Source organism: Micromonospora humidisoli, assembly GCF_016900955.1.
Lineage (GTDB): Bacteria > Actinomycetota > Actinomycetes > Mycobacteriales > Micromonosporaceae > Micromonospora > Micromonospora wenchangensis.
In genome coordinates this window covers 435,397-447,254 of the sequence record NZ_JAFEUO010000001.1, presented here as the reverse complement: position 1 = coordinate 447,254, position 11,858 = coordinate 435,397, and the positions used below count along the sequence as shown (strand labels likewise).

Annotated in this window: 14 protein-coding genes; 6 read left to right on the top strand and 8 right to left on the bottom strand. The window is 68.1% G+C overall.

Annotated elements, in window-relative coordinates; translation table 11 throughout:
- Positions 1-78 precede the first annotated feature (78 nt).
- From JQN84_RS02005 to JQN84_RS01985, 4 genes are all read left to right on the top strand, one after another.
- Positions 79-1,056 carry a hypothetical protein gene (locus JQN84_RS02005; RefSeq protein ID WP_239484627.1) on the top strand — a complete coding sequence of 326 codons (978 nt, stop codon included), beginning with the start codon at positions 79-81 and terminating at the stop codon, positions 1,054-1,056.
- A 128-nt stretch (positions 1,057-1,184) separates the two neighbouring features.
- Positions 1,185-1,514: an HflX-like GTP-binding protein gene (locus JQN84_RS02000; RefSeq protein WP_204956675.1), complete on the top strand. Its 330-nt coding sequence runs from the start codon at positions 1,185-1,187 to the stop codon at positions 1,512-1,514.
- 88 nt (positions 1,515-1,602) lie between these two features.
- Positions 1,603-2,157, top strand: coding sequence for an HAD domain-containing protein (locus tag JQN84_RS01995; RefSeq protein ID WP_372445874.1), 555 nt, complete (start codon positions 1,603-1,605; stop codon positions 2,155-2,157).
- Between the two features lie 441 nt (positions 2,158-2,598).
- Positions 2,599-3,096 carry an NUDIX domain-containing protein gene (locus JQN84_RS01985; protein WP_307820954.1) on the top strand — a complete coding sequence of 166 codons (498 nt, stop codon included), beginning with the start codon at positions 2,599-2,601 and terminating at the stop codon, positions 3,094-3,096.
- Positions 3,097-3,313: 217 nt separating this feature from the next.
- Here the strand turns inward: JQN84_RS01985 and JQN84_RS01980 are convergent, their stop codons facing one another.
- The 8 genes from JQN84_RS01980 to amcA (JQN84_RS01945) form a co-directional block, all read right to left on the bottom strand.
- Positions 3,314-4,021 carry an SDR family oxidoreductase gene (locus JQN84_RS01980; protein ID WP_204956674.1) on the bottom strand — a complete coding sequence of 236 codons (708 nt, stop codon included), beginning with the start codon at positions 4,019-4,021 and terminating at the stop codon, positions 3,314-3,316.
- 2 nt (positions 4,022-4,023) lie between these two features.
- Entirely contained in the window at positions 4,024-5,379 is a 1,356-nt protein-coding gene (locus tag JQN84_RS01975; protein WP_204956673.1) for an NsdA family TPR-like regulatory protein, read from the bottom strand.
- A gap of 205 nt (positions 5,380-5,584) precedes the next feature.
- A complete protein-coding gene (locus JQN84_RS01970; RefSeq protein WP_239484626.1) occupies positions 5,585-6,136 on the bottom strand; it encodes a helix-turn-helix domain-containing protein in 552 nt (183 codons plus the stop codon).
- A 124-nt stretch (positions 6,137-6,260) separates the two neighbouring features.
- The gene (locus JQN84_RS01965; protein ID WP_204956672.1) at positions 6,261-6,815 is read right to left on the bottom strand and encodes a hypothetical protein; all 555 of its coding nucleotides are present in this window, start codon (positions 6,813-6,815) and stop codon (positions 6,261-6,263) included.
- A 150-nt stretch (positions 6,816-6,965) separates the two neighbouring features.
- Positions 6,966-7,628 (bottom strand): pentapeptide repeat-containing protein, encoded by a 663-nt coding sequence (locus JQN84_RS01960; RefSeq protein ID WP_204956671.1) that lies wholly within the window; start codon positions 7,626-7,628, stop codon positions 6,966-6,968.
- 76 nt (positions 7,629-7,704) lie between these two features.
- Positions 7,705-7,890, bottom strand: coding sequence for a multiple cyclophane-containing RiPP AmcA (amcA, locus tag JQN84_RS01955; RefSeq protein WP_204956670.1), 186 nt, complete (start codon positions 7,888-7,890; stop codon positions 7,705-7,707).
- Entirely contained in the window at positions 7,887-9,023 is a 1,137-nt protein-coding gene (gene amcB / locus JQN84_RS01950) for a cyclophane-forming radical SAM peptide maturase AmcB (protein ID WP_204957285.1), read from the bottom strand. Before amcB ends, amcA (JQN84_RS01955) begins: the two co-directional genes overlap by 4 nt.
- 346 nt (positions 9,024-9,369) lie before the next feature.
- Positions 9,370-9,531: a multiple cyclophane-containing RiPP AmcA gene (amcA, locus tag JQN84_RS01945; RefSeq protein WP_204956669.1), complete on the bottom strand. Its 162-nt coding sequence runs from the start codon at positions 9,529-9,531 to the stop codon at positions 9,370-9,372.
- A 422-nt stretch (positions 9,532-9,953) separates the two neighbouring features.
- Between amcA (JQN84_RS01945) and JQN84_RS01940 the strand changes: the two genes are divergently transcribed.
- Both JQN84_RS01940 and JQN84_RS01935 read left to right on the top strand, forming a co-directional pair.
- A complete protein-coding gene (locus tag JQN84_RS01940) occupies positions 9,954-11,291 on the top strand; it encodes a hypothetical protein (RefSeq protein ID WP_204956668.1) in 1,338 nt (445 codons plus the stop codon).
- Positions 11,288-11,833, top strand: a complete 546-nt coding sequence (locus tag JQN84_RS01935) for a flavoprotein (protein WP_204956667.1) — start codon at positions 11,288-11,290, stop codon at positions 11,831-11,833. Before JQN84_RS01940 ends, JQN84_RS01935 begins: the two co-directional genes overlap by 4 nt.
- Positions 11,834-11,858: the final 25 nt, after the last annotated feature.

Below are 11,858 nucleotides of genomic sequence, written 5' to 3'. Positions count from 1 at the left end.
AGATCGGATGCTAACCGTGTGGTGGGGTTGAAGCGGTCCCCGCCATCATCGGTGTCTTCTCGTTCAAGCGGAGAGTCGATGATGACGGTTGACTGGTGGCAGTTACGGCACGCCTACGGCCGGGCGACAGACACTCCGGAGCATCTGCGCGCCCTGGAGTGCGGCGATGCCCAGGCCCGTGAGACGGCGCTGGATCATCTCCAGGTCGCAGTGCTGCATCAGGGTTTCCCCGAGACCGCGACTGCGCCAGCCGTCCGGGCCGTGACCGCCCTGCTCGGCGAAGGCCGGGCACATCCGGACACGGTCGATGCGCTCGTAGAGTTTCTGGGTGACGCAGCCTCGTCCGTAACCTTCCTAGCGGGGAACCCGCACTTCGCCGAGGAACTCCCCGACGTCGCCAATGCCGTGGCAGCGGCATACCCAGTGGTGCTGGCGCTGTTGCAAACGGCGGCGTCCGGCCGCGCATTGTTCTATGCGGAGCAGCTCACGGCGATCGCCCAAATGGCGCCACTGGTTAACCAGCGCGAGGACCTCGCTGCCATCATCAGAGATCAGCTGCAACGCGGTCCCGGACCGCGAGCCCTCTGGGTCCGTTGCCTCGGCCAGCTAGGCGTGGATCTGCGCGACCTACTCTCCGACCCAGACCCCGCGGTCCGCCTGCGGGCCGCGCTGGTCCACGACGACGACCCACGGAGTCAACAGCTGATCCTCGCCGCGCTGGCGGAGCCGCCGCCTCCAAGTCTGCACCAGTTCGAACTCGTCCCCGCAGCGATCCGCGTCGCGCCCGACTTCGACACGATCGCAACGGCCGCTTGCGAGGTTGCCAGGCGGGACGGTTGGACCGGATTCGACGACGGATGGGGCGCCCTGGTGCGCTTTGCCTTCGCCGAGCCGCACGGCCCGCGCCGGCCATTGACCGACTCCCAGCGTGCGCTCCTTCGAGCTCTCGTCATCAACGACCAGCTATGGGATCCGAAGAACGGAAACTGCGGGCTGGTATTCAAGGAGGCCGGGCTGCCACACGACCGGGATGCCTGCCGCCAGCTTGCCCAGTGATGAACTCCCATGACCTGGACGTCCTGATCGGGCACCACGACCGCCCGAGAGGTGGTGGGGCTTTGTAACCTTGCGTAGTGACAGGAAGGCGAGCTGGGCACCCAAGCATCCGGCTGGCAGGTGCCGGCGTGATGCTGGTTGGCTTGTTCTCCGCCAAGGACAAACAGGTTGAGGCGAAACTTGACCTTCTGGCGGCTTCAGTGGAAGCACGTGGTGGACGAGTGGTTGGCCGGCAGATCCAGAGACGGGGTATCTCCCGCGGCGGTGCGAGCAAGATGACATCGCCGTTCTCCCGGCGAACCCTGCTCAGCTCGGGCAAGGCCCACGAAGTCGCCGACGCATGCCGGTCAGCCGCGGTCGCCATGGCCGTCTTCGTCAACCCGTTGACCGACCATCAGAGAACAGTTCTCAGCGATCTCTTCGGGTGCCCGGTGGTCAGCGGCGACGACCTCGCCTGAACATCCGCCCATGCCGTTCTCGCGCCGCTGAAGGTCACCGGCCACTGGCGTCAGCGGCCCCGACCGCCGATCGCGGTACGGTTCCGCAGTGCCCGCCAGCGTCAGACGACCGTTGATCTTTGTCGACATCGACGGCGTGCTGATCCCGCTACGGGCCCGACCGCACCAGGTCGGTACTCGTTGGAGCGGCACAGCGGCGGACGGTGCCGACCGCCACGGCAATCCTCTGTTGGACCGGCTCGATCCCGCCGACGGTCAACGGCTCCTCGCCCTGCCAGGTGAGCTGGCCTGGGCCAGCACCTGGATGGCCGAAGCCAACGAGGTCGTGGCACCCCGGATCGGTCTTCCCGCCCTCCCCATCATCGACTGGCCCGACGACGACGAGGAACCACCGCGTGGAGTGCACTGGAAGACCAGACCGTTGCTGCGCTGGGCGGCAGGACGCCCCTTCGTCTGGCTCGACGACGAAACCACCGACGCTGACCGGCGATGGGTCGCCGCACACCACCCACAACCGGCACTCCTGCACCACGTCGACCCACACAGCGGACTGACCCACATCGACCTCACGGCAGTACGCCGATGGCTGAACCACCACCACGACATCGGCTGCCACCGCGAGTCGAGCGGTCCAGCCAACTGACCCGACCGCCGATAAACGATCAACGTGGCGTCCAGCGCCCCAAGCGTGGAGACCTCACGTTGGTGTGCCGACCGAGGACTACGGCCCGCCGCTCAGTCGAAGACCTGGTTAACCATGACCTTGGTGTGGCGGCGTCGTCTGGCCTACCGGTTGACCGACGAGGTGGTACGCGAGACGACCGGCATCATTCCGCTCAGCGTGGCCGCGGACCGCATCGCTCATGCCGCTTTCCGGGGCGCCGGGCTGCTGTCAATGCTGGCCGCCGCCGGCCATGACGTCGACCGGTGCGGCGACGGCAAAATCGCCGAGGTATACCCGGCCCCTGTGCCGCTGGGGGCTGACGTATCGCGGTTACAAGGGGCGGGGCCAGTCGCTGCGGTTCGGGCATCCCTCCTTTGGTAACGCACCATTCGTCAGGGGCGAGCCCGTAGGGTCTGTCGCGTGGCCGAGACACAGACCGAACCCGACCTCTCCTACATCGCCAGCGTGACGCGGGTCCGCGCTGCCGCCGGCGTGATCCTCCGGGACCAGGTCGGCCGGGTGCTGGTGGTCCACCCGACCTACAAGGACATGTGGGAGATTCCCGGCGGAGTGGTGGAGCCGGACGAGTCCCCGGCGGATGCTTGTGTACGCGAGATCCAGGAGGAATTGGGTCTTCCCGTGCCCACGGGAACGCTGCTGTGCGTCGACTGGGTACCGGCGAGCCCACCGTGGGACGGTGGGCTCATGTTCGTCTTCGACGGAGGCGTACTGACAGCGGACCAGATCACGGCGATACGACTGTGCCCGGACGAACTCGACCGGTTCGACTTCGTCGAGCCGGAACGCCTGGACGAGGTGTTGATCCCACGACTGGCTCGACGGGTTGCCGCAGCCGTCGCCGCGATCGGGCATGGCGGCGTCTACCTCGAAGATGGAGTCACCGTCTCAACCAGGTAGTCGTCGGCCGGATTGAGCCATGGACGCGGCGCTCGTGGCAGGTCGGACACAGCGAAACTCCCGAAGGCCGCCGAGCCCCGCTGGGGACACGATCTCGACAACACAGCGATCAGCAACTGCTGCCTGTTCCACCTCGACTCACTCACCAAACCTTTTGAGCGGCCGACTGGAGTAGGCGGCGCGGCGGCGGCAGCAGCCGATGCGTCACAGGTGTCTTCTACCAGTCGATTGGCTTGCCGTCGGCGAACAGGCCGCCGGTTGGCCCGTCGGGCGGCAGGGTGGCGAGCCACACGGGTGTTTCGGCACCTTCCTTCGGCGTCCGGTCGGTCTCTCCGTACGCCAATCTGGTGTTCATGCGTCCCGGTGAGCATGCGTTGACCAGGATGCCGGTGCCGTCCAGTTCGGCCGCGAGGACCCGGGTCAGCGCGTTCAGGGCCGCCTTGGACACGCGGTAGGAGACGTTGGTGTCGCCCATGGTGGCGAGTGAGGCGAGGTGGCTGCTGACGTTGACGATGCGGCCGTAGCCGTTCTTCTTCATCTCCGGCACGGCGGCGGCGCAGCAGCGCCACGCGCCCAGGAGGTTGGTGTCCAGGGCGCTGCGGACCCGCTCGAAGTCGGGGCTCGCCGCTGTCTGGCCGCGGTCGATGGCGATACCGGCGTTGTTCACCAGGACGTCCAGCCGGCCGTGGCGCTTTGCGGTGTCGGCGAAGGCACGCGCCACGCTGGCCGGGTCGTTGACGTCGAGTTGGTGTGCGCTGGCGGATAGTCCGTCCCTCGTCAGGTCGGACACCACGTGGTCGACGGAGTACTCGTTTCGGCCAGCGAGCACCACGTGCAGGCCTTGCTCGGCAAGGTTGCGGGCGATGGCTGCGCCGAGTCCACGGTTGGCGCCGGTCACTACGGCGACCTTGATGTCGGCAGCCATGGTCAGACCCCCAGGGTGGCGAGCTGGTCATCGAGGGCGCGAGCACGCGGGTCGGCTTTGGTGAACGGGAGCCGTTGCCGTGCTCGAACGACGCGGCGCATGTTCCGTTCTGATGGGGCCTCACGGATCAGTGGTATCGCCTCCGCGACGAGCGATGCCGCGTGGTCGGCGTCTCCGAGTTGCGTCTGCGCCGACGCACGGCGAATTACGTACGTGGCCCGGTCGCGCACCTTGGTGGGTGGAACCAACCGCAGCGTTCGGCTGAAGTACCTGTCGGCTTCTTGCGATCGGCCCAGATCCAGGTAGCAAGTCCCGACCTGGGCGTTGAACTCGGATTCGTCGAAGTACCCAAGATAGGCGGCCTCCGGGTCGGTCGACTTTATGCGATCGAACTCGACGTCGGCCTGTTTGAGGAGGCGTTCACATGCCGCGCTGTCGCCGATCGCTGCGTGAGCCCTGGCCTCCCGTAGCGCCAGCATCGCGGCGGCGCGTGGGGTCACCCCTCTGGCACCCTCGTGGGCGCTACGCGCCAGCTCCAGTGCCTCTCGGGGGCGGCCGAAGTCGCAGCACTGCAGGCTCATCGATTTGAGGATGTTGGCTCCCAGCAGTCGGTCGGCGGCGGCGTGTGCGGCGTGTAGTGCGGCGAGCCAGTAGCGCTGCGCCGCTGCGTGCAGGCCAGCGTCGAACGACGCCCAGCCGGCCATCCTGCCGAGTTCTGCCGCCAAGGCGTACAGTCGCTGACCTACCACAGCCGTGTAGGCGGATCGGTCGAGGACATCCACCACCATGCCGAGTTCGGCGTGGATGAGGGCCCGGGCTTGATCACCGCCTCGGGTCGCCTCCAGGAAGCGTAGTCGCGGAAGACCCTCTTCCATACGTTCGACCAGGTCAGCGGTCACCTGGCCGCCTCGCAGGACGGCAACGAGTTCTCGGGGTTCGATGGTCAGCCACGCTTCGGCGATGCCGACCAGGGGCACGCCTGTGATCTTCATGAAGGCACGGCGGTCCACGTGTGCGTACTCCAATGCGTTGACGAGTGTCTGCAGTCCGCCCGACTGGGTCCATCCGAAGGAGGTCGGGATCGGGTCACCGGCGGGAAGCCACTGCGGCCATGGCGCCTCCCGTACGCGCTCCTGCGGAATGTCGAGTACCGCGGCGAGAGCGAGCTGGCTTTCGAGATCGGGGACCACTCCCCAGTGCTCCCAACGCCACGCCTTCTCTCGCCGGGCGGCCATATTCCGGCTGTGCTTCGCGATCGCACTGACCACGTCCTGGTATGTCCACCCTCGTGCAGCGCGCACGACGCTGAGCGGGTGAATGAGCCGATCCCGATCGGATGCCGGTAGCTGCGACGCCATCGCTGCCTCCTCAATGCCCAAGGATGCGACCTACAGCTCTCTGGTCAAGGCGTGGTCGCGGCCGTATCGAACGTGAGCGAAAGTCGTATTCAGATACCTGGATCTCGCTTTACTCATGCCACCGACCGGGGGCGGTGGGGAAGCCTTGCCGTCTCACGCGGCGTGGCGGTCGTGCCGCGCAGCCTTCACCGCTTTTCCGGCTGGCTTACGCGTGGTGGTTCGGGGTGTCGAGGATCAGCAGGAACCGGGCTTTGACGTTGCTGTCGGCGATCATGAGCGTCTCGTCCAGGGCGGCTTGTGTGGCCATCGTCGGTGGTGGTGTGCGCGTGTGGTGCTGTTCCCAGCCGGAGGCCGTCTCAGGCGCCACCCCGAGGTGACGGGCGAAGTCGTGGACGGTCATCCGGAGCGCCTCGCGTAACGCGCGGGTCTCCTGTCCGGTCCACCGGCCAACGACCACCGTCCCGCACCCGCAGTCACCCGTCGCCGCGTGAGTGGTCCGGGTGGCGGTCCGGCCGGCGCGTCGGTGGCGTTCCTCGTCCCGCGCCTGCGCCCGCTGGGTGTTGAAGTCCCGTACCAGTGCGGCCATCTGGTCGAACGCCGCGAGCAGCGCCCCTTGTGCGTCGACCGCCCGGTCGGCGTCCTGCCAGAACCGGCGGACGCTGGTGTCCCGGCCGATCTCGGCGTTGGCGACCGAACTGCGGAGTAACAGATGCTGCTGGCGAGCTGCATCTGCGTCAGCCCTTGCTCGGCACGCCACGCGGCCAACCGGCGGCCGAGGTCCCTGCGCGCCTCGGCCACCTGCTGCTGACTGATCAGCCCCGGAAAGCGCAGAGCCGACGAACTCCGGCCATCCATGGCCGGCTGCGAAACCCGCACATTCGTCATCGGTGCCGCCGCTCCGAAAGCCGGGACACCTGGCAGAGGCTTGTCGTAGTCGAGGGCACACTCGGGCGAGCCGCGAGGCGGTCCCGCCCGACATCCGACGGTTCGATCATCACTTCGACGGGTCCCGCGAGGACCGCGACAGCGCCGGTCGCGTCGTCGTGACGGACCAGCGCCGTGACAGTCTCGGCGTGGACGTTCACGGTCACCCGCACCGCCGCCGCTCGGGGCATGATGACCGGACCAGCCGCGATCACTACCGAAACCGGGCGGCCCGGGTCGACACCGGGGGGTGAGGTCCAGTTAGCTTCTGGTCCTGGTTTCTCCGGGCTCGCTTCAGGATCCTTGGCGTGTCCCTGGATGATGAAGAAGCCGAGATCAGCGTTGGTCGTCATACCGAGGACTTCCCGCAACGCCGTGCGGTACGGCTCGAACGGCCACCGGTGCTCCCCTCGTTCGAGCTTGCCGATGTAGCGGGCGTCAACGACGCTGCGGCATCCCGCGTGCGCGTGGGTGTGGGCGTTGACCGCGTCAGCCAACTCCTGTCGGGACATCGGCCGCCCCGAGCCGGACGGAGACGGCAGCGCCAGCCGAGCCGCGCGAAGCAGGTTGTTCGGCCCTGGGTGATAGGCCACGACGTTGTTCTCCCGATGTGTTCGTGTGCTGTGCAGCGGGCGACCGGCAGGGCATGAAGACCGGCGATGTCACCGCTTGCGCACGGTCAGGTGGAGATCCTGAACGGCCAGGTGGGTGAGGTCGGGTAGCTGGTCCTCGTCGAGGGTGACCCCGTGGAGATTGCCGAGACCGGTCTTCAGGTCGTGTAGGCCGTTGCCTCGCAGGTCCACGCCATGGAGGTGGCAGGAGTCGAGTTCCAGGCGGGCCAGTTGGCAGCACCGCAGGACGATGTTGGGTAGGCGGCAGGACGACCAGGTGGCATCGGTGAAAAGGCAGTCCACGAAGGCCACGGCTCCGGCTGCGGTGACACGGGTGAGGGACGCGTAGTCGAAGCGGCATCCCTCGAACAGCACGTCCTTCAACCGAACATCAGTCAGCCGGGTGCCGGTGAACCGGGAACCCGTGACGGCGCAGCGCTCCATGCTGACGCCGGACAGAGTGGTGCCGGAAAAGTCGGCACGGGTGATCTCGCAGCCGAAGAGGGACCCGCCCTCCCAACCACTCTCACTCACATCGACGCCGACGAGCCGGCTACCACGGACAGTAACGCCGTCCAGGGTGCCGCCACGCCAGGAGACGTTCTCGATGGTGGCGTCGCTGAGGTCGTCGGTCGGGTCGCTGATGGGGTCGAGATCGTCAGGGTCCAGCTCCGGGAGCAGTATCCGCAGCTCGCCGACTGTCGTGGTCCGCATGTGGTCCTTTACCTGATTCCGAGGGTGGTGCGAGACGGGCCGGCCGTCGCACCACCCGAGTGTCGGGAGTTCACTGTCAGCGCTTCTTCTTGTCCCAGTTGTCCCAGCCCGGACGGCTGTCAAATTTGCCACGGTTGTCCCAGGTGGGCCGGTTGTCGAACTTCGCGGCGTCGATCGACGCTACCGCCTGGGACGGTGTGACACCGAGACTGTCGAGGTGGTGCGGCGGAGCGTTGACGAGTGCGGCGAGGGCGTCGTTCATGCTGGTCCTCCGGTCGGGGTGAGGTGGTCCGCGGTGGCACGGACGAGGGCCTGTCGGGTGGTACGGCAGAAGTTGGTCTCGCGGACGGTGAAGGTGCCGTGTTCGAAGTAGCGGTTGCCGGCCTGTCCGCCACGGCAGAAGTCGTAGAACCCGCACCGGTCGGCGCAGTCGTTGAGCGCGGTGACGAACTCGGTCACGTAACGCAGACCGCCGGCCCGGCCGATCATCGCGGTGATCGGTTCCTCGACCACGTTGCCGGCAATGAAGTCCCCGTACTCGGAATCGGTGATGCCGAGCAGTTCCGGTGACAGGAGCACGACCTGGCCGTCCCAGGACACCGTGGGAATCGGTTCATGGGGTGTGTGGTCAACGTGTCCGGCGCGAACGGCGGTCAGGTAATCGGCCAGCCGGTCCAGGTCACGGATACGCAGCCCGCTACCGGCGGTTCGGCGTTGCACGAGCTGCCGCCAGAACCGGTACGCGGAGCCCTCCGACACGGGCAGCCGGGCTGCGCCTTCCTGCTCCTCGATGTTGAAGCCCACCGACTGGCACCCGGGCAGGTCGGTGAAGAAGTCGAGGAGGTCGTCGGCGTGGTCGATGGTCTCCGGGGTAACGACGCAGATCACCGTGTACTCCAGGCCCGCGTCAGCGAGCATCTGAACGCCGCGCATCGTCCGATCGACCGTCTGCCTACCGGCGCGGTCGACCCGGTTGCGGTTCAGGGTGCCAGGGCCGTCCACGCTGACACCGATCTCGAATCGGTAAGCGGTGAACAGGTCACTCCACCGCTGGTCGATCAGGGTGGCGTTGGTCTGGATCTCGTGACGCACCCGGCCCGTTCGCCGTAGCGGCTCGAAGGCGGTGAGCAGGTTTCGGAAGTGGCCGATCGGCGTGGCGGTGGGCTCGCCTCCGTGCCAGACGACGCTGACGGGATGCTCGCTGCCCTGCTGCTCGATCGAGATGGCACATGCCCGCGCCACCTCCACGGTCATGAGACGGCGGGACCGGCGGTCAGGCAGGTAGCAGTAGGCGCAGTCGAGGTTGCAGAAGCTCGTCGGCTGCACCACCAGGGTGTGAAACACCTCCGCGATCGCCGGTCGCCCCACAGCGGTAATCAGACCGATGCCGCTCACGATCACGCCTCCTTCGAAGACACTGGTGTGCTGGTCGTCGCCCCGGGAGAGCCGGCGCGTCGCCTGGCCCAGTCGACGAAGCGGTCGAACAGGTCCTCGCAGTTGCTCGTCCCGCTGGCGTCCGGCTGGCTCAGGTCGTCGATGGCCTCGTGCAGACATCCGGCCAGATAAAGGAACAGGCCGATCCGATTGCCCGCGTACTCCGTCAGGAGCGCGCTCCTGGCCCCGTCGCAGGGCCATGGATGGCCGCAGGCGCGGCAGCCCCAGTGCGGACGCGACGGCACATGCTCATGGCCCATCGGGCTGCGACAGCCCGCCGTAGTCGCTGGAGGGCTTTGGTCGACGCTCACCGGGGGAGCTCCCGTCGGGTCCGCTGCGCGAAGAACCGACGCCACACGTGGGTCAACAGCGGCGGGTCCGCGGTCCCCGCCGGCATGGGTTCTGTCGACGCCGGTGGGCCGGGCCGCTCCTGCTGGCCGCTCGCGTAGCGGGAGACGTACACGGTCATGCCCGCTCCCCCGTCACGACGCGTCCTTCGCAGCGGTGGGTCCACCGGGATCCGGTTGACCCACCGCTGCCGGCCGGCGGCTCGGCAGCGAGGTGACCGCCACCCGCCCACGCAGCCCTTCTGGCGGTACGCGAACGAGGAGTCAACGGTGCTGCCGGCGGACTGGCCGGTGACGGCAGTTGCGGAGGCCTCGGGTCGCGCTCCGGCCTGTCACCGCTCGGCACATCCATCCGAAGCTCCCTGCTCTGAGACTGCCGCTGACCTACCGGCGCGCCCTGAGAAGGCGGCCCGGCACACCCACCCTCGCCCGGGGCAGGGCGTGCACGGAATGTCCTGTCGGTGCACCGCCGGTGCACCTGCGGTAACCCCAGGTGCCGCTACGATCACCAGGCAGGAGACGGTCCCTGTCGGGAGGACGTGCGATGGCTCCGATCACGACCTGGACCGGCCGGGATGCCACCGCCCTACGCCAGGCGGCGCGGATGAGCGTCACCGCCTTCGCCGAGCACCTGGGCGCGGCTCGCCGGACGGTGGCCAAGTGGAGCAGCCAGGGCGACAACGTCATCCCCCGCGCCGACATGCAGGCCGCGCTGGACACCGTGCTGGCCCGAGCCACACCCGACGTCCGCGAACGCTTCACAGCCCTGCGGGCGACGGGCACCAACGGTGCAGCCGCGAGCACCACGCCACCGCACACCGACCCGGATGCCGATACTGGTGAGGACAGCCACCACAGCTTGGACTCGGATGGTGACGTGCAACGGCGAGACTTCCTGCGCAGCGCTGCGGTCAGCGTCGCCGCCGCCCCCGGCGTCGCACCGGTGCTCGACGCACTCGTCTCGCCCCGGCAACAACCCGCCACGGTGCTGTCCGTGCAGCAGCTCTCCGGCAAGGTGGCCGCCGTCAAACGCGACTACCAGGCCTGCCGATACGAACGGGTCCTCGACCGGCTCGGCACGCTGTTACCCGCTCTCGAACCCGCCAGGGCGGACGCGAAGGACACGCAGCGAAGGCAGGTCGACGTCCTGGCCGCCGAGCTGTACCACGTCGTCGGTAGCGTCCTGCTCAAGCTGGGCGACCGTGGGATGGCCCTGGTCGCCGCAGAGCGGAGCACCCGCGCCGCCGCGACGAGCCAGGACCCGGTGGCCGTCGCCGCGAGCGCACGGATCATGACCCACGCCCTGATGAGCAACAACCACGACGAGCAGGCGGTGACCCTCGCCGCAGACGCCGCCGGCGTACTCGACCGGGGCACCCGCCTCGCGTCGACCGACGCGGTCGCCGTGTACGGCGCCCTCGTCCTACGCGGTGCCGTCGCCGCAGCCCGCCGCGACGACCGGGACACCGCACACACCATGCTCGACGAGGCCACCCGCGCCGCGACCCGACTCGGCTACGACGGCAACGACCGGTGGACCGGCTTCGGTGCCACCAACGTCCTGCTGCACCGGGTCAACATCGCCCTCACCCTCGGCGACGCCGGCACCGCCATCACCATTGCCCGCACCATCCCCCTCGGCAAGGTGACCCTCGCCGAACGCAAAGCCACCCTCTACGTCGACGTGGCCCGCGCCTACACCCAGTGGGGACGCCACGAACAGGGCCTCAACGCCCTCCGCACCGCATACGAGATCGCACCCGAAGAGATCCGCTGCCGCCCAGCGGTCCACCGCCTCACCAACGACCTCGCCCGCCTCGCCACCGGCCCGGTACGCGCCGCAGTCGTCGACTTCACCCAGACCGCCGGGATCCCCCGGTGACCCCAGGGCACCTCCAGATCGTCGTCTGCGCCGCCGGTCCCGCCCCCGACGTCACCACCCTGATCAACACCGCACGCCAACGGTCCTGGACCACGGCGGTCACCGCCACACCCCACGCGACCAGCTTCCTCGACATCCCAGCCATCGAAGAACTGACCGGGGCACCCGTGCGATCCGACTACCGGACATCCCCAGGTACCCGCCGCTCGCTACCCACCGCCGACGCACTGGTCATCGCACCCGCGACCTACAACTCGATCAACAAGATCGCCCTCGGCCTCGCCGACAACTACGCCATGACCACCATCGCCGAACTCATCGGACGACACATACCCACCGTCATCGTCCCCTTCGTCAACACCGCCCTCGCCACACGACACCCCTACCGCCGCGCCGTGACCAACCTCCGCGACGAAGGCATACACATCCTCCTCGGACCCGACCACGACTGGGAACCACACCCACCCGGCACCGGCAACGACCGCCGGCTCACCTTCCCCTGGACCAAGGCATTCGAGATCGCAGCCCGGCATGCCGCCTGACCGCTTCGACCTGGGCACGTCCGGG

Bases quoted from the DNA above. Each gene is read 5' to 3' on its own strand.
- JQN84_RS01965 (WP_204956672.1), bottom strand. From the start codon at position 6,815: ATGTCCCGACAGGAGTTGGCTGACGCGGTCAACGCCCACACCCACGCG.
- JQN84_RS01975 (WP_204956673.1), bottom strand. From the start codon at position 5,379: ATGGCGTCGCAGCTACCGGCATCCGATCGGGATCGGCTCATTCACCCG.
- JQN84_RS01940 (WP_204956668.1), top strand. From the start codon at position 9,954: ATGGCTCCGATCACGACCTGGACCGGCCGGGATGCCACCGCCCTACGC.
- JQN84_RS01960 (WP_204956671.1), bottom strand. From the start codon at position 7,628: ATGCGGACCACGACAGTCGGCGAGCTGCGGATACTGCTCCCGGAGCTG.
- amcA (WP_204956670.1), bottom strand. From the start codon at position 7,890: ATGAACGACGCCCTCGCCGCACTCGTCAACGCTCCGCCGCACCACCTC.
- JQN84_RS02005 (WP_239484627.1), top strand. From the start codon at position 79: ATGATGACGGTTGACTGGTGGCAGTTACGGCACGCCTACGGCCGGGCG.
- amcA (WP_204956669.1), bottom strand. From the start codon at position 9,531: ATGACCGTGTACGTCTCCCGCTACGCGAGCGGCCAGCAGGAGCGGCCC.
- JQN84_RS01980 (WP_204956674.1), bottom strand. From the start codon at position 4,021: ATGGCTGCCGACATCAAGGTCGCCGTAGTGACCGGCGCCAACCGTGGA.